The organism is Mycobacterium mantenii, from assembly GCF_001667865.1.
Lineage (GTDB): Bacteria > Actinomycetota > Actinomycetes > Mycobacteriales > Mycobacteriaceae > Mycobacterium > Mycobacterium mantenii_A.
In genome coordinates this window covers 48,762-74,962 of sequence record NZ_LZJP01000069.1, presented here as the reverse complement: position 1 = coordinate 74,962, position 26,201 = coordinate 48,762, and the positions used below count along the sequence as shown (strand labels likewise).

At 68.9% G+C, this 26,201-nt stretch carries 22 protein-coding genes; 15 read left to right on the top strand and 7 right to left on the bottom strand.

What is annotated here, in order from left to right; all coding sequences use genetic code 11:
- Window positions 1-131: 131 nt before the first annotated feature.
- The 3 genes from A5688_RS11330 (at window position 132) to A5688_RS11320 (ending at window position 4,755) form a co-directional block, all read left to right on the top strand.
- The gene (locus tag A5688_RS11330; RefSeq protein ID WP_067835102.1) at window positions 132-1,223 is read left to right on the top strand and encodes a hypothetical protein; all 1,092 of its coding nucleotides are present in this window, start codon (window positions 132-134) and stop codon (window positions 1,221-1,223) included.
- Entirely contained in the window at window positions 1,220-2,782 is a 1,563-nt protein-coding gene (locus A5688_RS11325; RefSeq protein ID WP_207546643.1) for a hypothetical protein, read from the top strand. Before A5688_RS11330 ends, A5688_RS11325 begins: the two co-directional genes overlap by 4 nt.
- Window positions 2,783-2,925: 143 nt before the next feature.
- Window positions 2,926-4,755 (top strand): phosphoenolpyruvate carboxykinase (GTP), encoded by a 1,830-nt coding sequence (locus A5688_RS11320; protein ID WP_067835106.1) that lies wholly within the window; start codon window positions 2,926-2,928, stop codon window positions 4,753-4,755.
- A gap of 30 nt (window positions 4,756-4,785) precedes the next feature.
- Here A5688_RS11320 and A5688_RS11315 read toward each other — a convergent pair whose 3' ends face one another.
- Window positions 4,786-5,886 carry a sensor domain-containing diguanylate cyclase gene (locus tag A5688_RS11315; protein WP_068268160.1) on the bottom strand — a complete coding sequence of 367 codons (1,101 nt, stop codon included), beginning with the start codon at window positions 5,884-5,886 and terminating at the stop codon, window positions 4,786-4,788.
- 154 nt (window positions 5,887-6,040) lie between these two features.
- On the opposite strand from A5688_RS11315, the gene fadD4 reads away from it, so the two are divergent.
- Window positions 6,041-7,558 (top strand): fatty-acid--CoA ligase FadD4, encoded by a 1,518-nt coding sequence (fadD4, locus tag A5688_RS11310; protein ID WP_067908366.1) that lies wholly within the window; start codon window positions 6,041-6,043, stop codon window positions 7,556-7,558.
- A 3-nt stretch (window positions 7,559-7,561) separates the two neighbouring features.
- Window positions 7,562-8,521: an enoyl-CoA hydratase/isomerase family protein gene (locus tag A5688_RS11305; RefSeq protein WP_067908362.1), complete on the top strand. Its 960-nt coding sequence runs from the start codon at window positions 7,562-7,564 to the stop codon at window positions 8,519-8,521.
- Here A5688_RS11305 and A5688_RS11300 read toward each other — a convergent pair.
- Window positions 8,506-8,970, bottom strand: a complete 465-nt coding sequence (locus A5688_RS11300; RefSeq protein WP_067835114.1) for a CD225/dispanin family protein — start codon at window positions 8,968-8,970, stop codon at window positions 8,506-8,508. The two genes, A5688_RS11305 and A5688_RS11300, sit on opposite strands and share 16 nt — an antisense overlap.
- A gap of 130 nt (window positions 8,971-9,100) precedes the next feature.
- Window positions 9,101-10,246: an acyl-CoA dehydrogenase family protein gene (locus tag A5688_RS11295; protein WP_067908360.1), complete on the bottom strand. Its 1,146-nt coding sequence runs from the start codon at window positions 10,244-10,246 to the stop codon at window positions 9,101-9,103.
- 165 nt (window positions 10,247-10,411) lie between these two features.
- Here A5688_RS11295 and A5688_RS11290 point away from each other — a divergent pair, with 165 nt between their 5' ends.
- From A5688_RS11290 to A5688_RS11280, 3 genes are read left to right on the top strand one after another with little or no spacing between them, the layout of a single operon-like run.
- Entirely contained in the window at window positions 10,412-11,428 is a 1,017-nt protein-coding gene (locus A5688_RS11290) for a MaoC family dehydratase (protein ID WP_067908358.1), read from the top strand.
- A 51-nt stretch (window positions 11,429-11,479) separates the two neighbouring features.
- Window positions 11,480-12,685, top strand: a complete 1,206-nt coding sequence (locus tag A5688_RS11285) for a CoA transferase (protein ID WP_067835120.1) — start codon at window positions 11,480-11,482, stop codon at window positions 12,683-12,685.
- The gene (locus A5688_RS11280; protein WP_067835122.1) at window positions 12,679-13,992 is read left to right on the top strand and encodes an amidohydrolase family protein; all 1,314 of its coding nucleotides are present in this window, start codon (window positions 12,679-12,681) and stop codon (window positions 13,990-13,992) included. The genes A5688_RS11285 and A5688_RS11280 overlap by 7 nt, the downstream gene beginning before the upstream one ends.
- A gap of 6 nt (window positions 13,993-13,998) precedes the next feature.
- Here A5688_RS11280 and A5688_RS11275 read toward each other — a convergent pair whose 3' ends face one another.
- The gene (locus A5688_RS11275) at window positions 13,999-14,898 is read right to left on the bottom strand and encodes an alpha/beta hydrolase (protein WP_067835124.1); all 900 of its coding nucleotides are present in this window, start codon (window positions 14,896-14,898) and stop codon (window positions 13,999-14,001) included.
- Window positions 14,899-15,078: 180 nt separating this feature from the next.
- Between A5688_RS11275 and A5688_RS11270 the strand changes: the two genes are divergently transcribed.
- From A5688_RS11270 to A5688_RS11240, 7 genes are all read left to right on the top strand, one after another.
- Window positions 15,079-15,807, top strand: a complete 729-nt coding sequence (locus A5688_RS11270) for an alpha/beta fold hydrolase (RefSeq protein WP_082955009.1) — start codon at window positions 15,079-15,081, stop codon at window positions 15,805-15,807.
- 323 nt (window positions 15,808-16,130) lie between these two features.
- The gene (locus A5688_RS11265; protein WP_067835129.1) at window positions 16,131-16,796 is read left to right on the top strand and encodes an SAM-dependent methyltransferase; all 666 of its coding nucleotides are present in this window, start codon (window positions 16,131-16,133) and stop codon (window positions 16,794-16,796) included.
- Window positions 16,797-16,964: 168 nt separating this feature from the next.
- Window positions 16,965-18,170, top strand: a complete 1,206-nt coding sequence (locus tag A5688_RS11260; protein WP_067835131.1) for an alpha/beta hydrolase — start codon at window positions 16,965-16,967, stop codon at window positions 18,168-18,170.
- Between the two features lie 44 nt (window positions 18,171-18,214).
- Entirely contained in the window at window positions 18,215-19,624 is a 1,410-nt protein-coding gene (locus tag A5688_RS11255; RefSeq protein WP_067835133.1) for a WS/DGAT/MGAT family O-acyltransferase, read from the top strand.
- 141 nt (window positions 19,625-19,765) lie between these two features.
- Window positions 19,766-20,557: a crotonase/enoyl-CoA hydratase family protein gene (locus tag A5688_RS11250; RefSeq protein ID WP_067835135.1), complete on the top strand. Its 792-nt coding sequence runs from the start codon at window positions 19,766-19,768 to the stop codon at window positions 20,555-20,557.
- A 332-nt stretch (window positions 20,558-20,889) separates the two neighbouring features.
- On the top strand, window positions 20,890-22,395 hold the full coding sequence (locus A5688_RS11245; protein ID WP_067910960.1) for a class I adenylate-forming enzyme family protein: 1,506 nt from the start codon (window positions 20,890-20,892) through the stop codon (window positions 22,393-22,395).
- Window positions 22,392-22,688: a hypothetical protein gene (locus tag A5688_RS11240; protein ID WP_067835139.1), complete on the top strand. Its 297-nt coding sequence runs from the start codon at window positions 22,392-22,394 to the stop codon at window positions 22,686-22,688. The genes A5688_RS11245 and A5688_RS11240 overlap by 4 nt, the downstream gene beginning before the upstream one ends.
- A 5-nt stretch (window positions 22,689-22,693) precedes the next feature.
- Here A5688_RS11240 and A5688_RS11235 read toward each other — a convergent pair whose 3' ends face one another.
- The 3 genes from A5688_RS11235 to A5688_RS11225 form a co-directional block, all read right to left on the bottom strand.
- A complete protein-coding gene (locus tag A5688_RS11235) occupies window positions 22,694-23,359 on the bottom strand; it encodes a TetR/AcrR family transcriptional regulator (protein WP_242660291.1) in 666 nt (221 codons plus the stop codon).
- Between the two features lie 459 nt (window positions 23,360-23,818).
- Window positions 23,819-25,288 carry an aldehyde dehydrogenase gene (locus tag A5688_RS11230; protein ID WP_067910954.1) on the bottom strand — a complete coding sequence of 490 codons (1,470 nt, stop codon included), beginning with the start codon at window positions 25,286-25,288 and terminating at the stop codon, window positions 23,819-23,821.
- Between the two features lie 107 nt (window positions 25,289-25,395).
- Window positions 25,396-26,163: a class I SAM-dependent methyltransferase gene (locus tag A5688_RS11225; RefSeq protein WP_067910965.1), complete on the bottom strand. Its 768-nt coding sequence runs from the start codon at window positions 26,161-26,163 to the stop codon at window positions 25,396-25,398.
- Window positions 26,164-26,201: the final 38 nt, after the last annotated feature.

The window sequence follows — 26,201 nt, the reverse complement described above, 5'->3', positions numbered from 1 at the left end:
GATTAACGGTGGTTCGCTTCTTGGTGACGCGGGTGCCACCATTCGGTGGGACCGCTCGGCCGCGACGCTGCACCCAGTAGCGGCAACGCCGGCCGGGCGTGGGGGTCCATCGGAGACCGAACAGGCGGGATATGAGGGGACAAGGACACCAGACTTTCGTCGACGAGCTGGCGCGGTTTGCCGCCGGCCATGTCGACCCGCGCGTGACGGCGATCGCACAGCGAACCGCCGCGCCCCTGCGCGTGGTCGTGCGCGGCCGCCGGGGGGTCGGCTGCCGCACCGTGCGCCGCGCCCTGGACGGCGCCGGACGCGCGGCGGGCATCGCGGTCCAGCACCCGGCGACCGATGGCGACGCCGACGTGGTGGTCTATGCGCTCGCGGAGGTGGTCAAGCCCGAGGATGCCTGGGCGATCGCGGCGTCCGAGCGGCCGGTGCTGGCGGTGCTGACCAAGGCCGATCTGGCGGGCTCGCTGTCCGGCCGGGGTGGCGACGGGCCCGTCGCGGCGGCACGCACGAAATGCACGCAGCTCTCGGCGCTGATCGGCGCGCCGATGGAGCCGATGACCGGCCTGCTTGCCGTCGCCGCGCTCGACGACCTGGACAGCACGCTGTGGACGGCGCTGTCCACGCTCGCCGCTCACCCCGGGGGGACCGCCTGCTTTGACGGCTCCTTCGCCGGATTCCTGGCCGCCGACACCCCGGTGCCGACCGAGGTGCGGAAGCGTCTGCTGGACACCCTCGACCTGTTCGGCGCCGCGCTGGCGGTCGCCGCGCTCCGCCAGGGCCGGACCCCGGCCCAGGTGTTGACGCTGCTGCACCGGATGAGTGGTGTCGAGGCCGTCGTCGCCAGGATCGGCGCGCTCGGCGCGGAGGCGCGTTATCAGCGGGTGCTGGACGCCGTCGCGGAACTCGAGGCGCTGGCCGTCGGGGGCGGCAGGCTGGGCGAGCGGATCAGCGGGTTCCTGTCCCGCGACGACACCGTGGTGGCCCGGATGGCGGCGGCCGTCGACCTGGCCGAGGCCGCCGGGCTGGACCCGGGCGGCCGGCAGCCCCCCGGCGCGCGTCGCGATCCGTCCGCGCACCTGCCGCGGGCGGTGCGGTGGCAGCGCTATAGCCGCGCGTCGGCCAGCGACCTGCACCGCGCCTGCGGCGCCGACATCGCCCGGGGATCGCTGCGGCTGTGGTCGCAGGCCTGTGCGTCGCTGCCCGGGGAAACCTGGTGAGCGGCGAATCGGGCGGCGATCCCGTCGCCGCGGTGGACGCACTGGTGGCGGAGGCCGGGCCGGGGCTGGATCCGCCGGCGATTCAGCGCTGTGACGTGGTGCTGGTGACCGGCCCGTGGATGGCCGGGGTCAGCGCGGTGGCCGACGCCCTGCGTGAGCGGCTGCCGCAGCACAAGTTCGTGGAGTCGACGGACCTGGGGCCCGGCGAGGTGCCGACGGCGGTGGTGTTCGTGGTGTCCGCGGCGGCGAACCTGACGCCGTCGGACTGCGCGCTGCTGGATGCCGCGACCGAGCACACCGACGCGGTCGTCGGGGTGGTGTCCAAGATCGACGTGCATCTCAATTGGCGTGAGATCGTCGCCGCCAACCGCGACTCGTTGGGCGCGCACGCGCCCCGCTACGGCCGGACACCCTGGGTGGGGGTGGCGGCCCTGCCCGACCTGGGTGACCCGGACGTCGACGACCTGGTCGCAACCGTCTCGGCACAGCTCGATGACCCCGATCTTCCGCGACGAAACAGGTTGCGGGCGTGGGAATCTCGGCTGCAAACGGTGGCGCGGCGGGTTGACCGCGAGGCCGAGGGGTCCGGCCGGCGGGCCCGGGTCGAGGCGCTGCGCGAGGAGCGCAGCACCGCGCTGCAGCAGCGGCGTCAGGCGAAAAGCGAGCGCACCATCACGCTGCGCGGTCAGATCCAGCAGTCGCGGGTCACGCTGTCGCACTCCGCGCGCAACCGGTGCGCGGCGGCGCGCACCGAACTTCAGGAACACGCGGCGGGTTTGCCGCGCCGCGATATGCCCGGCTTCGAGGCCCATGCCCGCGAGCGGCTGGATGCGGTCGTCGTCGAGGTCGGCGACGGCATCGACACGCAACTGGCCGAGGTCGCGCGGGTGGTCGAGGTGCCGATGGAGCTGCCGCCCGTCGAGCGGCTGCCGGCGGTCGACGTGTCACCGCCGCCGCTGAAATCCCGCCGACAGGAAACCTGGCTGATGATCCTGCTGGGCGTCGGGTTCGGACTCGGGGTGGCGCTGACGCTGAGCCGGCTGATGAGCGGCCTGGCGTCGCGGCTCAATCCCGCGCTGGCCGTCGTCGCGGCCCTGGCGTGCGTCGCGATCTCGGTGGCGCTCACCTTCATGGTGATCAACATCCGTGCGCTGCTGCATGACCGCGCGCTGCTGGACCGCTGGGCGGGCGACGTGACGTCGTCGCTGCAATCGGTCGTCGAGGAGCTGGTCGCCACCCGCGTGCTGGTCGCCGAGTCGGTGTTGAGCAAAGCGCTACTGGCCCAGGACGAGGCCGAGAGCGCGCAGGTGTCCGCCTCGGTGAGCGTCATCGACGCCGAACTGCGCGAGCACGCGCTGGCCGCCGCCCGGGCCGCGGCCGCGCGGGATCGGGAGATGCCCGCGGTGACGGCCGCCCTGGCGGCGGTGCGTGCAGAACTGGGCGAACCGGGTATTAGAGAGGATGAAAGTCACGCTGAAGACGCCGGTAGTGACGACACCGAAAAAACCGCTTCAAGGAGCGACGATGGCGATCCGGCGGGATCCTCTGAATCGTTGTAGTGAGAAGGCTTATACCCGCCCGGGACTTCCCGTACAAGATCCTCACGATAACCTGTAGTTAACGCCACCAATTCCTTAATTGTGTGGGCGAGAGCATAGCGAGCAACACCAGCCCGACACGCAGACGAATTCAGGAGAGTTCGATGACCTCAGCGACCATTCCCGGTTTGGACACAGCACCCACGAACCATCAGGGCCTGCTGTCATGGGTGCAGGAGGTTGCCGAACTCACCCAGCCCGACCGGGTTGTGTTCGCTGACGGCTCCGACGAGGAGTTCCACAGGCTGGCCACCCAGCTGGTCGAGGCCGGCACCCTGAAGAAGCTCAACGAGGAAAAGCGCCCCAACTCCTATCTGGCGCTGTCGGACCCGTCCGACGTGGCGCGGGTGGAGTCCCGGACCTTCATCTGCTCGGAGCGCCAGGAAGACGCGGGCCCGACCAACAACTGGACGGACCCGTCCGAGATGCGGGCCACCATGACCGACCTGTACCGCGGCTGCATGCGCGGCCGGACCATGTGGGTGGTGCCGTTCTGCATGGGCCCGCTCGGCGCCGAGGACCCCAAGCTGGGTGTGGAGATCACCGACTCCGAGTACGTCGTGATCTCGATGAAGGTGATGACCCGGATGGGCAAGGCGGCCCTGGAGAAGATGGGCGACGACGGCTTCTTCGTCAAGGCGCTGCACTCCGTGGGCGCCCCGCTGGAGCCGGGCCAGAAGGACGTGCCCTGGCCGTGCAACGACACCAAATACATCACCCACTTCCCGGAGACCCGCGAGATCATGAGCTACGGCTCGGGTTACGGCGGTAACGCGTTGCTGGGCAAGAAGTGCTACTCGCTGCGCATCGCCTCGGCGATGGCGCACGACGAGGGCTGGCTCGCCGAGCACATGCTGATCCTCAAGCTGATCTCCCCGGAGAACAAGGCGTACTACTTCGCCGCGGCCTTCCCGTCGGCGTGCGGCAAGACCAACCTCGCGATGCTGCAGCCGACTATCCCGGGCTGGCGCGCCGAGACCCTCGGCGACGACATCGCCTGGATGCGGTTCGGCAAGGACGGCCGCCTGTACGCGGTCAACCCGGAGTTCGGGTTCTTCGGCGTCGCGCCGGGCACCAACTGGAAGTCCAACCCCAACGCGATGCGCACCATGGAGGCCGGCAACACCGTCTTCACCAACGTCGCGCTGACCGACGACCACGACGTCTGGTGGGAAGGCCTGGAGGGCGAGCCCGACCACCTGATCGACTGGAAGGGCAACGACTGGATCCTGCGCGAGACGGACACCAAAGCGGCGCACCCGAACTCGCGGTACTGCACCCCGATGTCGCAGTGCCCGATCCTGGCGCCCGAGTGGGACGACCCGCAGGGTGTGCCGATCTCCGGCATCCTGTTCGGGGCGCGCCGCAAGACCACGGTCCCGCTGGTGACGCAGGCCCGCGACTGGCAGCACGGCGTGTTCATGGGCGCCACCATGGGCAGCGAGCAGACCGCCGCCGCCGAGGGCAAGGTCGGCACCGTGCGCCGCGACCCGATGGCCATGCTGCCGTTCCTGGGCTACCACGTCGGTGACTACTTCCAGCACTGGATCGACCTGGGCAAGAACTCCGACGAGTCCAAGCTGCCGAAGGTGTTCTTCGTCAACTGGTTCCGTCGCGACGAAGAGGGCGGCTTCCTGTGGCCGGGCTTCGGCGAGAACAGCCGGGTGCTCAAATGGATCGTCGACCGCATCGAGCACCAGGCCGGCGGCCAGGACACCCCCATCGGCATCGTGCCGACGGCCGAGGACCTGGACCTCGACGGGCTCGACATCGACGGTGACGACGTGATCAAGGCGCTGGCCGTCAACCCGGCCGAGTGGCGCGAGGAACTGCCGCTGATCGAAGAGTGGTTCGAGTTCGTCGGCGACAAGCTGCCCACCGGGGTCCGCGACGAGTTCGACGCGCTCAAGCAGCGGCTGGCGGAAACCGACTAGGCGGGCCGAGCCCGGCCGGTCGCGGGTTGATCAGCCCGCGATCCGCGAATTGGGGCTGGCCTTCTTCTCCTCGTACATCAGCTCGTCGGCGCGGGCCAGCAGTTCGTCCACGGTGGAGTTATCCGACACCGGCACCCGCACCAGCCCGATGCTGGCCGACACGCGGTAGGGCCGGTCGCCGGTGGTGTTGAAGTTCGAGAACGCGTCGGCGAGCCGCTCCTTGAGCGACGTCGTGTCGCCGTCGTTCTCGGTGACCATCACACAGAATTCGTCGCCGCCGATGCGGGCCAGGATGTCGGACTCGCGGCGAATGGTGCGCAGCACGTGGGCGACGTCCCTGATCAGGGCGTCGCCCACCTCGTGGCCCAGCTCGTCGTTGACTTTCTTGAGGCCGTCGACGTCGAGGAAGGCAAGCACGCAGCTGTGGCCGAGGTGGTGCGCCCCCCTGAGTTTCTGCTCGGCTAGCAGGTAGAGGCCGCGCCGATTGTTCAGCCCGGTCAGTTCGTCGGTCACCGACAGCCGGCGGATCTCCTCGTTGGCGTCTTCCAGTGCCGCGGTGCGATCGCGGACCCGCTGCTCCAGTTCGGAGTAAAGCTGGATGTTCTCCATCGCGATCGAGGTCGAGTCGGCCAGCGCCTGCAGCAGGTGGACCTCTTGTTCGGACGGCTGATGCTGGTTAGCCCAGTAATTGCCGATCGCGCCGATCGGGTCCAGCTTGCGGATCGGCACCATCACCAGGCTTTTGACGAAGGTGGGACGGTACAGAGTGTGCGGGATGCGCGGGTCGCGGTAGATGTCGGGAATGACCGCCGCGTCGCGGTTGAGCATCGCCCACCCGCTGATGCAGGACCTGATGGGAAAGCGGCTGCCCTTCCACAGCGGGGCGATCGCATCCTCGTCGGCGTAGTAGCACCGGTCGTTGTCCCGCAGCACGAAGGTCGCGCCGTCACAGCCGGTGAGCGCGCGCGCCGAGAATCGGACGATCCGCTGGATGTCCGGAAGGCTGCGGGCCAGCGAGAGCTCCTGAATGGCATGCACCAGGCGCTCCATGCCGTCGACGTAGTCGGACACGGCGAATGTGGGGTCCGGCGAGGGAGAGGCCGCAGGCTCCGATACCTGCTCGGCGGTCATGCGCACCTCCGTGCCAACGTGGCGTACCCGCCAAGGCTAACCGCCGGGGCCGCGGGCAGTGTGCTTATCCGCATTCCGCCCCGGCACACGCTCGGGTGCGCCGCCTTGGCGACCACTTAACACCCGTCAAGTTTGGCGGCGGTACAGTCTGCGCATGCAGATCCGCCCCTACCTCGGCGCCGACAAACCTGCTGTCATCCTGTACCCGTCCGGGACGGTCGTCACCTTCGACGACCTGGAGGCCCGTGCCAATCGACTGGCACACCGGTTTCGTGAGGCGGGTCTGCGCGAGGGCGACACCGTCGCGATCCTGATGGAGAACAACGAGCACATCCACGCGGTGATGTGGGCGGCTCGTCGCAGTGGGTTGTACTACGTGCCGATCAACACCCACCTGACCGCGGCCGAGGCGGCCTACATCATCGACAACAGCAGCGCGAAGGCCATCGTCGGCTCGGCGGCGCAGCGCGACACCCTCGCCGGCCTGGGCGAGCATTTGCCGGGCGGGCTGCCCGAGCTGTTGCTGATCGCCGACGGCGATCTACCCGGCTGGGAGCGTTACCCGGAATGCGTTGCCGGTCAGCCTGATACCCCGATCGACGACGAAATCGAGGGCGACCTGCTGCAGTACTCGTCGGGCACCACCGGCCGGCCCAAGGGCATCAAACGCGAACTGCCGCACGTCCCACCGGAAGACGCGCCGGGGATGATGTCGGCTCTGGTCGGATTCTGGCTGGACCCGGACGCGGTGTACCTCAGCCCGGCGCCGCTGTACCACACGGCGCCGTCGGTGTGGTCGATGACCATTCAGGCCGGCGGCATCACCACGGTGATCATGGAGAAGTTCGATGCCGAGGGGACGCTGGACGCCATCCAGCGTCACCGGGTCACCCACGGCCAATTCGTCCCGGCCATGTTCGTCCGGATGCTGAAACTGCCTCAAGAGGTGCGTGATTCGTACGATCTGTCCAGCCTCAAGCGGGTGATGCACGCGGCGGCGCCGTGCCCGGTGCAGATCAAGAAGCAGATGATCGACTGGTGGGGACCGATCGTCGATGAGTACTACGCCTCCTCGGAAGCGCACGGTTCGACCCTGATCACCGCCGAGGACTGGCTGGCGCATCCGGGTTCGGTCGGCAAACCCATGGGGGGCGCCGTACACATTCTCGACGAGAACGGCGAGGAGTTGCCGCCCGGCGAGGCCGGCGAGATCTATTTCGAGGGCGGGTATTCGTTCGAATACCTCAACGACCCAACGAAAACCGCGTCGTCTCGTTCCAAGCACGGTTGGGCCACCGTCGGCGACATCGGCTACCTCGACGAGGAGGGCTACCTGTACCTGACCGACCGGCGCCACCACATGATCATTTCCGGCGGGGTGAACATCTACCCGCAGGAGGCCGAGAACATGTTGGTCACCCACCCGAAGGTGCTGGACGCCGCGGTGTTCGGGGTGCCCGACGACGAGATGGGTCAGCGCGTGGTGGCGGCCGTGCAGACCGTCGATGCGGCCGACGCCACCGACGAATTCGCTGACGAGTTGACGGCGTGGCTGCGAGACCACTTGGCGCACTACAAATGCCCGCGATCGATCGCATTCGAGGCGCAGCTGCCGCGCACCGACACCGGCAAGCTCTACAAGAATGGGCTGATCGAGAAGTACTCGGTGTGACCGATGCTCCGGGTGGTCGACCTGTCGTGCCCGCCGCAGGACGGCCCGCCGTCGCCGCCCGGGCTGATCGTCGGCGTGGGCTCGGCCGCCGACATCGCCGCGGCCGGATCATGGCTTGACGCAGCAACTTTCACCCTAACCGAGGATCCCTGCGCCGATCGGCGGGTGATCACCGTCGATTCTGCGCCGGAAACCGTGGACGAGCTGACCGCACGCTGTCGACGTTGGCCGCACGCCAGTGGGATCTGCGACGACGTGCTGCGCGCGGTGGATCCGCAGGGCCCGACGCTGTCCGGTGTGGTGACCGAGTCGTTGGCGTACTCCACCCTGCAGGCGGGCCCGGAGTTCGCGCGGTGGCTACGCGAGCGCGGGCCGGCCGGAGTGCCCGAGACCGCCGACCCGGTGCGGGTGCAGCGCGACGGGGATGTCGTGCGCATCGCGTTCAACCGGCCGCATCGGCACAACGCGTTCTCCACCGATGCGCGCGCCGCGCTGCTGGAGGCCCTGGCGGTCGCGCAACTGGATCCGTCGGTCACCGGAATGGTGTTGAGCGGCCACGGGCCGTCCTTCTGCAGCGGCGGGGACCTCGCTGAGTTCGGCACCTTCGCCGACCCGGCGAGTGCGCATCTGGCCCGTACCCGCTACAGCCCCGCCCTGGCGCTCGACGCGCTGACCGCCAGGCTCGGCCGGGCGTGCCGCGCCGAGGTGCACGGCCGGGTGATGGGCAGCGGAATAGAGATGGCGGCGTTTTGCGGATGGGTCCTCGCCGGCGGTGACGCGGTGTTCGGGCTACCCGAATTGGCGTTGGGGCTGGTCCCCGGGGCCGGGGGCACCGTCAGCGTCACGCGGCGGATAGGTCGTTGGCGCACGGCGTATCTCGTGTTGTCCGGCCGCACCATCGACTCGGATACCGCGCTGGCCTGGGGGCTGGTGGACGAGATCGCGGTTCAGAAGCCCGAATAGGTGGTGGTGGTCGTGGAAGGGATGGAGGACACGATCGCCGCGAACATGGCGAACCACACGACAACCCCGATCACCGCGACGACGGCACCGACGATCGCGCCGATGATGGCCCACTTCTTGGCGTTGTTGGACGCCTCCTGGGCCTCCGCATACCGTCCCTGGGCCCACAGCCCGGACACCTTGGTGGAGTAGACGATCGACACGATCCCGAGCGGCAGGCAGCACAACACCGTGCACAGGATCGCCCACACGAGATAGTTCTCGGGCTCCTGCCATCCCGGCTGCGGCGCCGACCATCCCGCGGGTGGCTGTCCCTGCCAGCCCGGCGGCTGCTGAGCTTGCCACCCGGCGGGCTGCTGGGCCTGCCATTCCGGTTGCTGGCCTTGCCATTCCGGATGCTGCCCGGGCCATTCGGGCGAACCTCCGGGCGGCACGGGAGGATAACTCATGGCGGCTGCCTTTCCCTGTGGTTCCCGCGGCCGGCGAACGACTTTGCTTACGCGACGGTTTGCCAGCCGGAGAAGTCAGGTAAATATACTCCGAAAGTTCCTTCGCGGGCCGCGAGATTGGCGGGCCTGGTCAGATTCCGCCCCGCGTCACCAGTTGCCGGGCGATCACATTGCGCTGGATCTCATTGGTGCCCTCACCGACGATCATCAGCGGCGCGTCCCGGAAGTAGCGTTCGACGTCGTATTCGGTGGAATAGCCGTAGCCGCCGTGGATTCGCACCGCGTTCAGCGCGATCTCCATGGCGACCTCGGAGGCGAACAGCTTGGCCATCCCGGCTTCCATGTCGCAGCGTTCGCCGCTGTCGTATCGCTCGGCGGCGTACCGGGTGAGCTGGCGGGCCGCGGTGAGTTTGGTCGCCATGTCGGCCAGGTAGTTACCGATCGACTGGTGCTGCCAGATGGGCTGGCCGAAACTCTCGCGCTGCTGAGCGTAGGCCAGCGCGTCGTCGAGCGCCGCGGTGGCAACACCCAGGGCGCGGGCGGCCACCTGGATGCGTCCCGTCTCCAGCCCTTTCATCATCTGTGAAAAGCCTTCGCCCGCAACGCCGCCCAGCAACGCCGACCGAGGCACCCGGAAGCCGTCGAACGACAGCTCGCAGGATTCCACGCCCTTGTAACCCAGCTTGGGTAGATCCCGCGACACCGTCAGGCCGGGCCCGTGCTCGACGAGCACGATCGAGATGCCCTGGTGGCGCGGCCGGGCGTTCGGGTCGGTCTTGCACAGCAGGGCGATGAGCCCGGAACGGCGCGCGTTGCTGATCCAGGTCTTGGAACCGTTGATCACCAAACCGTCCGGGCCGTCGGGGAGAGCCGTGGTCGCCATGTTCTGCAGATCCGAACCACCGCCGGGCTCGGTCAGCGCCATGGTGGCGCGCACCTCGCCGCTGGCCATCCGCGGCAGGTAGCTCCGCTTCTGGTCCTCGGTGCCGAACAGTGTCAGCAGTTTGGCGACCACCGTGTGCCCGCCCATCGCCCCGGCCAGGCTCATCCATCCGCGCGCCAGTTCCTCGGTGACCCGCACGTAGCACGGCATGGACACCGGCGACCCGCCGTATTCCTCCGGGACGGCCAGGCCGTAGATGCCGATCCGCTTCATCTGTTCAATCCACGCCTCGGGGTAGGTGTTGGCGTGCTCGACCTCGCGAACGCCCGGTTTGACGTCGCGGTCGATGAACGCCCGCACCGTGGCGACCAGCATCTCTTCTTCGTCGTTCACCTGCGATTACCCTCCACACCGATAGTGGCGACCCGCTTCGCGCGGCTTATGCCGATTGTGGCGATCCGCTGCGCCCGGCTGCGCCGCGCTTGCGATCGCCACGGCCGCGCTCGCGATCGCCACGAAGTTGACCCTCGATTCCACAGCCTGCCAGCATGGGACGTTGTGACGAGTCACGGGTATGCGGGGATCCGCGAGGGCGGACCGTACTTCGACGACCTCTCGGTGGGGCAGGTGTTCGACTGGGCGCCCTCGATGACCCTGTCGCCGGGGTTGGCCGGCGCGCACCAGGCGATCGTGGGGGACAGGCTGCGGCTGGCGCTGGACGCCGGTCTGTGCGGGGCGGTGACGGGCCTGCCCGCGCCGCTGGCCCACCCGGCGCTGGTGTGCGACGTGGCGATCGGGCAGTCGACGCTGGTGACCCAGCGGGTCAAAGCCAACCTGTTCTATCGCGGCCTGGTGTTTCACCGGTTCCCGATCATCGGCGATTCCCTCTACACCCGCACCGAAGTCGTTGGGCTGCGGGCAAATTCACCCAAGCCGGGCCGGGCCCCGACGGGGCTGGTGGCGCTGCGGATGATCACCATCGACCAGGCCGACCAGCTGGTGCTCGACTTCTACCGATGCGGCATGCTGCCCGCCGGCCCGGACTGGCAGCCCGACCACGAGCCGCACGACGATCTGTCCGCCATCGGGGTCGACGTGCCCGGCCCGGTCCACGATCCGACCGCGACATGGAACGGGGCGGTGTTCCGCGACAAGGTGCCCGGCCCGCATTTCGATGCCGGCCTGGCGGGATCGGTGCTGCACAGCACCGCCGACGTGGTCAGCAGCGCTCCCGAACTGGCCCGGCTCACTCTGAACATCGCTGCCACGCATCATGATTCGCGAGTCGGCGGCCGACGCCTGGTGTACGGCGGGCATACCATCGGGCTGGCATTGGCGCAGGCGAGCAGGTTGCTGCCCAACCTGGTGACCGTGCTGAACTGGCAATCCTGCGATCACACCGGCCCCGTGCACGAGGGCGACACCCTATACAGCGAGCTGCACGTCGAATCCGCCGAGCCGACCGATCACGGGGGCGTGCTGGGGCTGCGGTCGCTGGTGTATGCGGTCAGCGACACCGCGGATGAACCGGACCGCCCGGTGCTGGACTGGCGCTTTCACGCGCTGCAATTCTGAGCCGGGTTTGCCGGTCGCCGCGCCGGCCCGGGCCACGCGCACAATGGGGGCGTGAGTTCGGCGTCGTCAAAAGGGCAGTCCCAGCGGGCCGAAGCGTGGGGCAGCAGCGGGCTGGCCTACCTGACCGGCCTGCCCGACGGTCCCGCCGACTTTTCCCGCGCCGGCGTGTTGACCCGCGCGCACGACGTGGCCTCGGCCATCGGCGACCGCCTGCATATCGGCGTCGACGCGGTGAGCCTGTTGACCGGGCGGGCGGCCTTGCTGGGCCTGACCCGCGGCGGTCGGGTCTCGCCCGGCGGCGGCACCCGCCTGCTCACCGCACGGGACGGCTGCTGCGCGCTCACCCTTTCGCGCGCCGACGACCTCGACGCCGTCCCGGCGTTGCTGCAAGTCGATGACGTTTCCGCCGACCCGTGGCCGGCGCTGCAACGCTGGGCGGCCACCCGCTCGGTGGCTGAGGTCGTGGAGCGGGCCGGGCTGCTGGACATTCCGGTGGCGGGCCTGGGCGAGGCCGCGCCCGCGCCGCCCCGGCTGAGCCGGTGCGCAGCGCGGACGGCGCCGCGTGCGCCTCAGGGCCTGCTGGTGGCCGACCTGTCCTCGATGTGGGCGGGCCCGCTGTGCGGGCGGCTGCTGGCGCGCGCCGGAGCGACAGTCGTCAAGGTCGAAAGCCCGCGCCGCCCGGACGGCACCCGGGCCGGGGACGGCACCTTTTTCGACTGGATGAACGGCGAAAAGCTAAGCTATACAGTCGATTTCGACAGCGAGGCCGACGAATTGCGGGAACTGCTCGCGGCCAGCGACATCGTCATCGAGGGCTCGCGCCCGGCGGCGCTGGCACGCCGAGGGCTCGGGCCCGACGACGTCACACCGCGCGCGGGCCGAATCTGGTTGCAAATCACCGGTTATGACGGCCGCAGACCGGGATTCGGCGACGACACCGCGGTGGCGGGTGGCCTGGTCGGCACCAGCGTCCAGGGACCGGTGTTCTGCGGTGACGCCATCGCCGACCCACTGACCGGGCTGGAGGCGACCCTGGCGGTGGCCGAATGCCTGGGCCGCGGTGGCGGTGAGTTGATCCGCGTGTCCATGGCCGGGGTCGCCGCGACCTACGCGGCGCTGCCGACGGTGCCGTCGGAATCGTCGGCGCCGGTGTCACCACCGTCGGCCCCGGCGGCGTCGCGTCCGGCGTCCGGGCCGGGCGCCGATAACGAGACGGTGCGCCACCTGGTCGGCCAAAGACGTTGCCTGTCATGCTGATTCAGCGGGCTACCCTGCTGGACGGGACCACGACAGACATCCGGGTGGGTGCGCTGATCGAGGAGATGGCACCGCCGGGCGAGAGTCTGGTGGCGCGGGCGGGGGAGGGCGTGCTGTACGCGGGCGGCGGCGCCGTCCTGCCCGGGCTGCACGACCACCATGTGCACCTGCGCTCGGCGGCCTCGGCGCTCGATTCGTTCTTCGTCGGGCCGCCCGGGGTCAGCACCGCAGCGCAGCTCACCCAACTGCTGGCGAACGCCACACCGGGGCCCGACGGCTGGATTCGCGCTGTGGGCTACCACGATTCGGTTGCCGGAGAACTGGACCGGGGCGCTTTGGACGCCATCGTTCCGCACGTTCCGGTGCGCATCCAGCACCGCAGCGGGGCGCTGTGGATCCTCAATTCCGAAGCGCTGGGGCGGGTCGGCCTGGCCGAACATCCCGACGGCCGGCTGCGCAGCGCCGACCGCGGCTGGTCGCTGGCGCTGCAACGGCGCGAAACCGATCTGGCCGAACTGAGCCGCCGGATCACCGCGACCGGCGTCACCGGCGTCACCGACGCCAGCCCCGATCTCGACGCCGACGACATGGCGTCGCTGTCGGCGGCGCACCAGTGTGGCGAGTTCCGGCCGCGGCTGAGTTTCCTGTCGCCGGGCAAGAAGATCCTGCACGATGATCGCCTGGACCTCGACGCCCTCACGGAATGGATTGCCTGCCAGCATGAGAACGGCCAGCCGGTGGCCGTGCACTGCGTGACCGCGGCCCAGCTGGTGGTGACCATCGCGGCCCTGCGCGCGGCCGGCAGCCATCCGCGAGACCGCATCGAACACGCCGCCGTGGTGCCCGACGACAACCTGGCCGACCTCGCCGAGCTCGGGGTCACGGTGGTGACGCAGCCCAACTTCGTCGCCGAGCGCGGCGATCAGTACCTCGACGACGTCCCCGCCGCCGAGCACGATCAGCTGTGGCGCGTCGCATCCCTGCGCAACGCGACGGTCCCGGTCGCGCTGTCCACCGACATGCCCTTCGGCCACGGCGACCCCTGGACGGCGATGCGCGCCGCGGTGCACCGCACCACACTCCTGGGCACCGTGCTGGGCAGGCGTGAATGTGTCTCGGCGCGAGAGGCTTTGACGATGTTTCTGGGCCGGCCGGATCAGCCGGGACGGCCGCGCACCGTGGCGATCGGGCAGCCGGGGGACCTGTGCGTGCTCAACGAGCCGCCCGCTGTGGCACTGGCCGCCCTGGACGCCGGGCTGGTGGCGGCCACCGTCATCGGCGGCGAGTTGGTGTACTTCGCGATGTGAGCCGGGTCAGGCGGTGGGGGTCAGCGCGGCGCGCAGACTGTCGCACTGGCTGTCGAAAAACCGCCGCGACACTTGGGCTTTCGGCAAAACCAGGTCGAAGCCGTGGAACGCGCCCGGAATGGTTTCGACCTGGCACGGCACCCCCGCGGCCTGCAGGCGTTCGGCGTAGGCCAGGTCTTCGTCGTGGAACAGGTCATGCGTGCCCACCCCGATCCAGGCCGGCGGCAATCCGCTGAGGTCGTCGCGGCGCCCGGGAACGGCGACCTCGGGATCGGCGTTGCCCAGATATGCCGCCCAGCCGAACCTGTTGCTGCGGTTGTCCCACAGCCGGTATTTCGCGCTGGGCGCGGTGGCCGAACTGCGGTCGTCGAGCATGGGGTAGGTCAGCAGCTGGAATGCCGGGCTCACCTCGGCGCGGTCCCGGGCCAGCAGGGCCAGGGCCGCCGCCAGGCCGCCGCCCGCACTGGCGCCGCCGATGGCGATGCGGTAGCGGTCCACCGCCGGCAACCCGGCCAGCCAGGTCAGGGCCGCATAGCAGTCTTCCAGCGGTGTGGGATACGGATGTTCAGGCGCCAGGCGGTAATCCACCGATGCGACGGTGATGCCCAGCCGCTTGCTGAACCCGCTGCACAGCTGGTCGTCCTGCTGGGCGGTGCCGATCACGTACCCGCCGCCGTGGATCCACAGCAGCGCCGGCGTCGCCTGGGTGACCCCGGCCGGGCGGAACAGGCGCACACCAGCCCCCGAATCGAGCGTGATCGCCTCGACGCCGGCGACGGGCTTGCCGAGCCGCCCCCGCCACGCGAGCCCCTTCCGCACGAACGGCAGGGTGCGGGGGCCGACGAGCCGTCGTGGGGCGAAGCGGGCGAATCGCTGCAGGTCAGGATGAACATCGTTGTCCGTCACCGGTCAAGTATCACCGACGCGGAAAATCAAGGGCACGGCGATGTGTGATCCGCCGCGCACGCCACGACGTCAGGAGGCAGCGTGACCGCCAACACCCCCCGGCTGGCTACGCGGTTCGTCGATACCGTTCTCGGGACGCTCCGGGTTCAGGTGAGTACGGGGACCGGGCCCGCCATCCTGATGTGGCCCAGCCTGTTGATGACGGGCGACCTGTGGGCCGGGCAGGCCGCGCACTTCGGCGACAGCCATCGCCTGGTGCTCATCGATCCGCCCGGCCACGGTGGCAGCGCGCCGCTGCACGCGATGTTCAGTTTCACCGACTGCGCGCGCTGCGTCGTCGACCTGCTGGACGGCCTCGCCATCGACAGGGCGCACTTCGTCGGCAATTCGTGGGGAGGAATGATCGGCGGCACCTTCGCCGCCCTCTACCCCGACCGCCTCAACCGCGCGGTGCTGATGAACTGCACGGCGTCGAAAGCCGGTGTCGCGCAAAAGGTGCAGTATGCAGTCTTGGTGCGGTTGGCGACGGCGCTGGGTGGGATCCGGCCGCCGCTGACGCACTCGGCCGTCCGCGCCTTTCTGGGTCCGACGACGCTGCGCACCCGCCCGGACGTGGTCGACACCGTGCGGAACAACGTGCAGGCGGTGGACACCGACTCGGTCCGCTGGGCGGTGCGGAGCGTGGTCTCCGCGCGGCCGGACCAGCACGCCCTGCTGGGCCGCGTCACGGCCCCGGTGCTGGTGGTCGCCGGCGCGGAAGACGCCACCTTTCCGGTGGCCGAAACCCGCGCCATGGCCGACTCGATTCGGGGCGCGTCCTTCACGGTGCTCGACGGCGTCGCGCACCTCGCGGCGCTGGAGGACCCCGGTCGGGTGAACGCGCTGCTCGACACGTTCCTGTTCGGCTGAATCTCTGACCGCCCGTCGCGGTTAGAAGCGGCGAAAAGCGTTGTCGATGAAGAGCATTCGGGCATGTCCGGCACGGTGACCGAGGGCGGGGTACGCATCCGGCCGCCGCAGGCCGGTGAACCATGCCGGGCGCTGCACCGTAGCCGCAGGACGGGCCTAGGAAGAGAAATGGATTAGCAAAGCCACGATCGGGGTATCGGTGCAATGCTGACGCACCTGCTTGCCGTCAGCTTGTTGGGGTCTACCGGTACGCCGCCGCAACGTCCCGCACGGGACCGCGCGTCGCCACGCCGCCCGATCGGCCAGGACGCGAGGGACGTGAAATGCTTGGGCAACTTTACGATCGGGCACTGGGCGGGGAACGATGTTGGATCCGTCATGACGACGGGGAACTACGGCCGTTGCCGGCGCACCGCTGGCTGGGTGTGCGATGTCCGGGTGACGGATCTGGCCCCCCATTCGACGAAGCCGTCGACGAAGTTTTCGACGAAGCCGTCACGCAGATGTGCACCGGGCCGACCATCGAGCTGGGCTGCGGTCCGGGCCGGTTGGTGGCGAGGCTGATTCAGCGGGGCATCCCCGCACTCGGTATCGACCGGTCCGCGACCGCGATCCAGCTGGCGGGTCGCGGTGGTGCACCGGCCCTGCTGGGTGACGTGTTCGAGCCGCTGCCGGGCACGGGCCTGTGGCAGACGGTGCTGTTGGTCGACGGCAATGTGGGGCTCGGCGGGGACCCGCGGCGAATCCTCGGGCGCGCCTTCGAGCTACTGGCGCGCGGTGGCCGTTGCGTCGCCGAATTCGAAGCCGAGGCCATCGGCATCTGTTCGCGATGGGTCCGGCTGGAGTCGGCGGGCGAGGTGGGACCCTGGTTTCGCTGGGCATCCGTCGGGGTGGACAGCGCCGCCGCGCTGGCCGCGCAGGTGGGGCTGACGCTGACCGGCGTCCGCATGGTGGGTGGCCGGGTGATCGCCGACCTGGTGGCCAGGTAAGCGTGTCGTCCACAGCAAAATTTCCCGGATGTCAGCGAACCACGAGATCGGTTCAAACAGCGTAAATACCGGACTCAGCGAGCCTGCCGGGCAAAGCGTTTCAGCCACCGCCGACGGTTCTACGAAAACGTCAGTTTGTGAAACGTACGGAGGGGTACAGTCCCCTGCATGACGGCGAATGGACCGGGCGTTACCGATTGCGTCAAATGGTTGCTCCGGGCCCGTCCCGGTGACTATGCGCTGGCGCTGAGCGCGGCCGGGGCTTCGCTGCCCGTGGTCGGTAAGCACCTTGAGCCCCTTGGTGGTTTGACCGCCATGGGCGTCTGGGGCGCCAGGCACGCACCGGAGGCTATCTCCGCGGCCACCAAGGACTGGTTCACGCCAGGGATCGGCGACGCCCGGCGCCGCGACCGGGCGAGCACCCAACAGGTCTCCCTCGCCGCGTTGCGCGGGGTCGTGGCCGCCGCGGATCTCGAGACGGAATGGCCGGTCGCCGAGAAGACACCGCCGATCTGGGACGGCCTGCGTCAGAAGCGCTACCTCCACCGCCGCGCCGTCCACTACGGCGACCACCCCGATCAAGTGCTTGATGTCTGGCGGCGCAAAGACCTGCCCGCGCAGCCCGCGCCGGTCCTGATTTTCCTGCCGGGCGGCGCCTGGGTGCACGGCAAGTGCATGGGCCAGGGGTCGGCGCTCATGTCACGGCTCGCCGAGCAGGGATGGGTGTGCCTGGCGGTTAACTACCGCGTCTCGCCGCACCACCGTTGGCCGCGCCACATCATCGACGTCAAAACCGCGATCGCGTGGGCGCGCGCCAACGTCGACAAGTTCGGCGGCGACCGCGATTTCGTTGCGATAGCGGGGTGTTCGGCCGGCGGCCACCTGTGCGCGCTGGCCGGGCTGACGCCCGACGATCCGCAATTCCAGGCGAAACTGCCGGAAGGCGCGGACACGTCGGTGGACGCGGTGGTTGGGATCTACGGCCGTTACGACTGGGAGGACCGCTCGACGCCGGAGCGCGAACGGTTCGTCGAATTCCTCGAGCGGGTCGTGGTGAAAAAGTCGATCGCCCGTCGACCCGAGGTTTTCCGCGACGCGTCCCCGATCGCGCGCGTGCACCGCAACGCGCCGCCGTTCCTGGTCATTCACGGCAGTAAGGACACCGTCATCCCCGTCGAGCAGGCGCGCAGCTTCGTGGAGCGGTTGCGGGCGGTGTCGCATTCGATGGTCGGCTATCTGGAATTCCCCGGCGCCGGACACGGGTACGACCTCATCGACGGCGAGCGAGCCGGCGCCGCGGCGCACGTCACTTCGCTGTTCCTGAACCAGATTTACCGAACCAAGACGCGCGTCGGGGCAAAAGAGGTCATCTGAGCCGCCACCGCTGAGTATGGTCCGTCTATGGGCAAGGGGCAGCGGTGAAAAGGCTTAGCGGGTGGGACTCTGTACTGCTGTACAGCGAAGCGCCGAACGTCCACATGCACACCATCAAGGCCGCGGTCATCGAGCTGGACGCCGACCGCCGGTCGTTCGACGTCGACGCCTTTCGTCAGGTCATCGCCGGCCGGCTCAACAAGCTCGATCCGTTCTGCTACCAGCTCGTCGAGGTGCCGCTGCACTTCCACCACCCGATGTGGCGGGAGAACTGCGACGTCGACCTGAACTATCACATCCGCCCGTGGCGGCTGGCGCCGCCCGGGGGCCGCCGCGAACTGGACGAGGCCATCGGGCAAATCGCCAGCACGCCGCTGGATCGCAGCCGTCCGCTGTGGGAGATGTACTTCGTGGAGGGCTTGGCCAACAACCGGATCGCGGTCGTCGGCAAAATCCATCACGCCCTGGCCGACGGTGTCGCGTCGGCGAACCTGATGGCCCGGGGCATGGACCTGCAGCCGGGCCCGGAGGGCGGCCCATATGTCTGCGACCCGGCGCCCACCTCGCGGCAGCTGATGGCGTCGGCCTTCGCCGACCACATGCGCCATGTCGGGCGGCTACCGCACACCATCCGCTACACCGCCCAGGGGCTGGGCCGGGTGCGCCGCAGCTCGCGGAAATTCTCCCCGGAACTGACGCGGCCCTTCGAGCCGCCGCCGACCTTCATGAACCACAAGATCACCGCGGAACGGCGGTTCGCCACCGCCACCCTGGCCCTGGCCGACGTCAAGGAGACCGGCAAGCGGCTCGGGGTGACGATCAACGACATGGTGCTGGCCATGGCGACCGGCGCGCTGCGCACGCTGTTGTTGCGGTACGACGGCAAGGCCGAACCGCTGTTGGCGTCGGTGCCGATGAGTTTCGACTTCTCACCCGAACGGATCTCCGGCAATCGCTTCACCGGCGTGCTGGTCGGTTTGCCGACGGATTCCGACGATCCGCTGGAACGGGTGCGGTGCAGCCACGAGAACGCGATCGCCGCCAAGGAAAGCAACCAGTTGATGGGACCGGAGCTGGTCAGCCGGTGGGCGGCCTACATGCCACCGGCGCCTACCCAGGCCTTCTTCCGCTGGGCGTCCGGCCGCGACGGGCACAACAAGATTCTCAACCTGAACATCTCCAACGTGCCCGGTCCGCGGGAGCGCGGCCGGGTGGGCGGGGCACTGGTCACCGAGATCTATTCGGTGGGCCCGTTGACCGCCGGCAGCGGCCTCAACATCACCGTGTGGAGTTACGTCGATCAGCTCAACATCTCGGTGCTCTCCGACGGGGCCACGCTCGAGGACCCGCACGAGGTTTCCGACGCCATGGTCGCCGACTTCATCGAAATACGTAGGGCCGCAGGGCTTTCCGAAAAGCTGACCGTCATCGAAGCCGCGATGGCTCCGGCGTGATCGGGCCGCGTTTCTAGTCAATCGGCCCCGGCGGTAAGCCGAATCTCTCCGGGGCGTTAACGCCGTTTCCGCCGACGGTTACCATCGGTCCGTCAGGAGCTATCTCAAAGCCACCGATCGTGTAAGGAGCTGTGCGGCACCGTGAGCAGTGGAAACCAAGAGGCCGGCACCGAAGAACCCGAAGTTCTGGTCGAACAACGGGATCGAATTCTCATCATCACGATCAACCGGCCGAAGGCCAAGAACGCGGTCAACTCCGCGGTGGCCAATGGCCTGGCCGCCGCCGTGGATCGGCTCGACGACGAGCCCGGCCTTTCGGTGGGCATCCTCACCGGGGCGGGTGGCTCGTTCTGCGCGGGGATGGATCTCAAAGCCTTCGCCCGCGGTGAGCTCCCCATCGTCGAGGGCCGCGGCATGGGCTTCACCGAGCGTCCCCCGGTCAAGCCGCTGATCGCGGCGGTCGAGGGCTACGCGCTCGCCGGCGGCACCGAACTGGCGCTGGCCACCGACCTGATCGTGGCCTCGAAGGACTCGGCGTTCGGCATTCCGGAGGTCAAGCGTGGGCTGGTCGCCGGCGGCGGCGGGCTGCTGCGGCTGCCGCAGCGCATCCCGTCCGCGATCGCCATGGAGCTGGCGCTGACCGGTGAGAACCTGAGCGCGGAGCGCGCGCATGCGCTGGGCATGGTCAACGTGCTGGCCGAGCCCGGCGGCGCGCTGGACGCCGCGATCGACCTGGCCGAACGGATCGCGGCCAACGGGCCGCTCGCGGTGGCCGCCACCAAGCGGATCATCGTCGAGTCCCGCGGCTGGAGCCCGGAGAACATGTTCGCCGAGCAGAACAAGCTGCTGGCCCCGGTGTTCTCCTCCAACGACGCCAAGGAAGGCGCCATCGCCTTCGCGGAGAAGCGCCCACCCAAGTGGACGGGGACCTGATATTCCGCTAAGCGGCTCAATCCTCTTCGGCCGCAAGGTTTTCGGTGTCCGCACTGTCCTCGGCGATGCCGGGGCAGTCCGGCGCGGAGCCGGGTCGGCGCTTTGGGCGTCGGCCGCGCTTGCATGTTGCTGATCGTCGGCGTCAAGTTCACCGCTCGGGGTCATGCGAGCGCCGGCGGCGGAGAGACCGCGGGTAAACCATTGTGGTGCGACGGACGCCCGGGCCCTGCCGACGGCGCTGGACCGGGAGATGCCCGGGTGATCTAAACTACAGTCGAGCATGACACTTTTGGCTAGGTTTGTAACGTGCCGCTACCGGAGAAAGTTCAAGCGTGAGTATTTCGTTGCTGCTGGAGATGGCCGCGTCGGGCAACCCCGACCGCACGGCCGTCGTTTCTGAAGGGCCGTCGGGCTCCATGCGACTGACTGCGCAGCAGCTCAGTGATCTCGCTGACGGCGGTGCGGGCGTCATCGCGGCGTCGGGCGCGCAGCATGTGGCCTACGTCGGGACCGGCGGAGCGCTGCTGCCGGTGCTGATCTTCGCCTCGGCCCGCGCCGGGGTGGCCTTCACCCCGATCAACTACCGGCTGTCCGCCGAGGGCATCCAGGCGCTGATCGAGCGGCTGCCCGAACCCCTGGTGATCGTCGACAGCCGCTATCGGGACGCGGTCGGCGAGTCGTCGAAACGGGTGCTGGGGTCCGACGAATTCCTGACGGCCGCGCGCAGCGCCGAGCCCGCCGCCGAGTTCCCCGACCCGGAGTCGGTCGCGATCGTGCTGTTCACCTCGGGCACCACCTCGCAGCCCAAGGCCGTTGAACTCTCGCACAACAACCTGACCAGCTACATCACCGGTTCGGTCGAATTCGATTCGGCCCAGCCCGACGACGCCGCGCTGATCTGCGTGCCGCCGTACCACATCGCCGGGGTGAGCGCGGCGCTGTCGAATCTCTACGCCGGCCGCAAGATGGTCTACCTGCCCAACTTCGATGCCGCGGAATGGGTGCGGCTGGTCAACGCCGAGCGGGTGACCACCGCGACGGTGGTTCCCACCATGCTGGACCGCATCGTCACCGCGCTGGAGGCCGAGGGACACGAGCTTCCGTCGCTGCGCAACCTGGCCTACGGCGGCTCGAAGGTCGGCCTGCCGTTGGTTCGCCGCGCGCTCGAGCTGCTGCCCGGGGTGGGCTTCGTCAACGCCTACGGGCTGACCGAGACGAGCTCGACGATCGCGGTGTTGACCCCCGACGACCACCGCGCGGCGCAGGCGGCGTCGGATGCGGCCGCCGTGAAGCGGTTGGGGTCGGTCGGACGCCCGGTGCCCGGCATTGAGGTGCAGATCCGTGACGAGGCCGGCAACGTGCTGCCGCCGGGCGAGACCGGCGAACTGTTCGTGCGGGGCGAGCAGGTGTCCGGCCGCTACACCGGGATCGGCTCGGTGCTCGACGAGAACGGCTGGTTCCCGACCAAGGACATCGCGATGCTCGACGACGAGGGTTACCTGTTCATCGGCGGACGCAGCGACGACACCATCATTCGCGGCGGCGAGAACATCGCGCCCGCGGAGTTGGAGGAGGTGCTGGTCGAGCACCCGCACGTGCGCGACGTCGCCGTGGTCGGGGTCGAAGATCCGCAGTGGGGCCAGGCGATCGTCGCCGTGGTGGTGCCGCGGCCCGGCGCCGACCCCGACCCCGAGGAATTGCGGGAGCACGTCCGCAAGAGTTTGCGCGGTTCGCGTACCCCCGACCGCGTAGTGTTTCGCGACGAGCTGCCAACCACACCCACGGGCAAGGTGCTTCGGAGGGAAATCATCGAGACGCTAGAAGGATTACGCGCATGATCAAGAACGGAACCCGCCTCGCCAGCCAGGTATGCGACACGCAGGTGATCGTCGTCAGAAGCGCCGACAGCCTCGACGACTTGCGTTGTGGCGGTGCGCCGATGGTGCCGGTCGGGGGCGAACGGTCCGGCGAACTGGACCCGTCTTTCGCCGACGGCACGGTCATGGGCAAGCGCTACGTCGACGAGACCGGTGCCGAGGTGCTGGTGACCAAGCCGGGCGCGGGAAGCCTGAGCATCGGGCAGACCGCCCTGCAGCTCAAAGAGGTCAAGCCGCTACCGGCCAGCGACTGAGCTGGTCATTGCGAAGCGTCCTGCTTGCCCGGAATCTTGTTCCGGACCACGAATTCCTTTGCCTTGATCAGGAATTCGAGCTGCTCCCCAACCTGGTGTAGCGGGCCCGCGTTGCGGGTGGAGCGGGAGAGCAGGATCGCGCCCTCCAGCGCGGCGATCGACGTCACGGCCAGCGACGCGGCATCGGCGTTATCGAAGCCGTCGTTGACGAACGCGCGGGTGAGCGCGGTGCACCAGCGGCCCAGGATGGCGCCGGCTTCGGTGGAAAGATTGGGACCGTCGTCGTCCGAACAGCCGATCGCCGCCGCCACCACCGGACAGCCGGCGGTGAAGCCGCCCTCGGTGAGCAGCCGCTCCCAGAATTTGACGAACTCCTGCAACAACACCCGGGCGCCACGGCCGGCGGCGTCGTCGATCATTGCGGTGATGGAGTCACCCGAGTAGCGCAGCGCCTCGGTCAGAATCTGGTTGCGCCCGTCGGGAAAGTGGTAGTACACCGAGCCGCGGGGGGCGCCGCTGCGGGCGAGCACCGCGTCGATGGTCACGCCGGCCGCTCCGCGCTCGCGCATCACCTCGGCGGCGCTGGCCAACATTTTCGTCCGGGTGCCGCCGCGTTTCGGTGTTTGCTCCGGCGCGGCCTCGCCGATAGTCGGCGCGGGCGTATCTCCCATGGCCGGGGTCATGCAGCGTGCGAGTGCCGCAACGCCGGCCAGTGCATATGACGTGGGCTGAAGCGGAATGTGCGACGCCGCAAGTCTGGCATCTCGCGGGTGTATTGATAGCCGGCGACGTTCAGTTCGATGATCCACATGATGTTCTCCCGGCCTGTGCGCGGCCCTTGATTATGCTATGAAGCATATAAGACACCCGTAAATTAAGCAATTTCTCAGGCCAAGTGTGATGTACGCCGCATAATTTGCGGCGGAGGGTGGCGGGATCCGCACTTGCGGTCCCGCAAATGCCCGAAAATTATGCTTTATTGCATAATCTCGAGAGCTGGGGTGGCTGGCGGCCCAAGCCCCCGCGGCCGGCTTCGGCCGCGGTCTCGCTATAGACGGCTGACCCCGAATGCGCGGCTGGCCGCACACTCGGGGTCGACGGTGCGGCTAGCCGCACACCCGCGAAGAGAACTAGCTCTCGATGGTGTAGCCCATCGGCATCAGCACGCTCTTCTGCTGCGTGAAGTGCTCGACACCCTCCGGCCCGTTCTCGCGGCCGATGCCGGAGTTCTTGTAGCCGCCGAACGGGCAGCACGGGTCGAAGGCGTACCAGTTGATGGCGTAGGTGCCGGTGCGGATCTTCTCCGAGACCGCGATGCCACGGTCGATGTCCGTGGTCCACACGCTGCCGGCCAGCCCGTACGCGGAGTCGTTGGCGATCTTGATCGCGTCCTCCTCGCTGTCGTATCCGATGATGCTCAGTACCGGCCCGAAGATCTCCTCCTGGGCGATCGTCATCTTGTTGTCCACGTCGGCGAAAACCGTGGGCTGCACGAAGAAGCCCTCGTCGAGGCCCTCGGGGCGACCGCCGCCGCACACCAGCCGCGCGCCCTCCTCGACGCCCTTGGCGATGTAGCCCTCGACCCTGGCGCGCTGCTTCTCCGAGATCAGCGACCCGATCTGGGCGGCCGGGTCGTCCGGCTTCCCGACCGGCAGCATCTGCACGAAATTGCTTACCGCGTCGACGATTTCGTCATAGCGCGAGCGCGGCGCCAGGATACGGGTCTGGGCCACGCAGGCCTGCCCGGTGTTCATGATCCCGGAGAACACCAGCATCGGGACCGACGCCGCCAGGTCGACGTCGTCGAGGACGATCGCCGCTGACTTGCCGCCGAGTTCCAGCGTGCACGGCTTGAGCATCTCCGCCGCGCGCTTGCCGATCTCCTTGCCGACGGCCGAGCTGCCGGTGAAGGAGAACACGTCGACGTCCGGGTTCGACGTCAGCGCCTGGCCCGTTTCGATGCCGCCGGGCACCACCGAAAGCACGCCCTCGGGCAGGCCGGCCTCGGCGAAGACCTCCGCGAAAGCGTTTGCGCTCAAGGGGGTTTCGGCGGCCGGCTTGAGCACCACGGTGCAGCCGGCCAGCAGCGCCGGGCCCAGCTTGTTGATCGCCAGGAAGAGCGGCACGTTCCATGCCACGATCGCGCCGACCACGCCGAGCGGCTCACGATAGACGATGGTCTGGCCGTAGCCGCCATTGCGGATTTCGCGCCACTTGACCTGGTCGACGGCGGGGCCGGCGAAGAAGTTCATCGCCCCGATGCCGCTCATCCACTGCATCGTCTCGACCGAGGTCGGCGGCTGGCCGGTCTCGAGGCCGAGGACCTTGACGAAGTGGTCCTTGCGCTCCTCCATCAGCTTGAGCACATTGCCGATGATGGCCGCGCGCTCCTTCGGCGGCGTCGACGGCCACGGGCCGTTGTCGAAGGCGGCGCGGGCGGAGGCGACCGCGGCGTCCACGTCGGCGGCCGCGGCCAGCGGTACCTTGCCGACGTACTCGCCCGTCGCCGGGCAGTGCACCTCGATGACCTCATTCGTCGACGGCTCGGTCCACTTGCCGCCGATGAAAAGCTTGTCGTACTCGGTCTTGATGTCGGTCATCTTCCGCCGCTCCTCTTGTCCTTTGTGGTCGCACTGCCCTGCGCATCGCCGTGGGCGGGCATGGGCGTCACCCTACCCAAGCCGACGCAAAACGAGAACACGTTCCACTATTGGGGTTGCAGGACCAGCACCAGATTACTCACCAAGAACTCACGCAGCAGCGGCGCCGAGGTCAGCCACCATGCCCATCGTGGGTGGTAGCGGGGAAATGCGGCCACCATCGCCCCGGTGTTCTCAGCCCAGCTCAGCCCCGCGGCCGCCGATACCGCGAACAACGACGACCCGTAGTTGTTTTTGGCCGGATGGCCGTGCTTGCGGGCATAGCGGGCGGCGGCGCGGGCGCCGCCCAGATAGTGGGTCAGACCCATCTCGTGGCCGCCGAACGGCCCCAGCCAGACGGTGTAGGACAGCACTGCCAGCCCGCCCGGCCTGGTCACCCGCAGCATCTCGGCGCCGAGCTGCCAGGGTCGCGGCACATGCTCGGCGACGTTGGAGGACAGGCAGATGTCGACGGAGTCGTCGGCGAAGGGCAGCGCCATTCCGGAGGCGCGCACGAAGGTCCCCGCGCCGCCGGCGACGGTGGGCCCGGCCGCGTGCATCTCGCTGGGGTCGGGTTCCACCCCGATATAGCGGACGCCGGCGTCGGCGAAGGCCGCCGCGAAGTAGCCCGGCCCGCCGCCGACGTCGAGCAGCGTGCGGCCGGAAAAAGGCTCATCGCGGGTGGCGCGCCACAGATCGCTCACCATGGCCGCGGTGTCGGCGGCCAGGGCGCCGTAGAAGCGGGCCGGATCCGGCTGCTCGTAGCGAAACTCCGACAGCAGCCGCACCGACCGGGTCAGTGTCGCGCGGCGGGCGAAGAGGGCGGTGGCGGCCACCGGCCACACCCTACGGATGTGCGGCGCTGCCCGGTCCA

Excerpts from the sequence above, each read along its gene's own strand:
- A5688_RS11305 (WP_067908362.1), top strand. The coding sequence starts at position 7,562 with ATGCTCCGGGTGGTCGACCTGTCGTGCCCGCCGCAGGACGGCCCGCCG.
- A5688_RS11280 (WP_067835122.1), top strand. The coding sequence starts at position 12,679 with ATGCTGATTCAGCGGGCTACCCTGCTGGACGGGACCACGACAGACATC.
- A5688_RS11265 (WP_067835129.1), top strand. The coding sequence starts at position 16,131 with ATGCTTGGGCAACTTTACGATCGGGCACTGGGCGGGGAACGATGTTGG.
- A5688_RS11330 (WP_067835102.1), top strand. The coding sequence starts at position 132 with ATGAGGGGACAAGGACACCAGACTTTCGTCGACGAGCTGGCGCGGTTT.
- A5688_RS11235 (WP_242660291.1), bottom strand. The coding sequence starts at position 23,359 with ATGGGAGATACGCCCGCGCCGACTATCGGCGAGGCCGCGCCGGAGCAA.
- A5688_RS11230 (WP_067910954.1), bottom strand. The coding sequence starts at position 25,288 with ATGACCGACATCAAGACCGAGTACGACAAGCTTTTCATCGGCGGCAAG.
- A5688_RS11240 (WP_067835139.1), top strand. The coding sequence starts at position 22,392 with ATGATCAAGAACGGAACCCGCCTCGCCAGCCAGGTATGCGACACGCAG.
- A5688_RS11300 (WP_067835114.1), bottom strand. The coding sequence starts at position 8,970 with ATGAGTTATCCTCCCGTGCCGCCCGGAGGTTCGCCCGAATGGCCCGGG.
- fadD4 (WP_067908366.1), top strand. The coding sequence starts at position 6,041 with ATGCAGATCCGCCCCTACCTCGGCGCCGACAAACCTGCTGTCATCCTG.
- A5688_RS11315 (WP_068268160.1), bottom strand. The coding sequence starts at position 5,886 with ATGACCGCCGAGCAGGTATCGGAGCCTGCGGCCTCTCCCTCGCCGGAC.
- A5688_RS11260 (WP_067835131.1), top strand. The coding sequence starts at position 16,965 with ATGACGGCGAATGGACCGGGCGTTACCGATTGCGTCAAATGGTTGCTC.
- A5688_RS11270 (WP_082955009.1), top strand. The coding sequence starts at position 15,079 with ATGTGGCCCAGCCTGTTGATGACGGGCGACCTGTGGGCCGGGCAGGCC.
- A5688_RS11320 (WP_067835106.1), top strand. The coding sequence starts at position 2,926 with ATGACCTCAGCGACCATTCCCGGTTTGGACACAGCACCCACGAACCAT.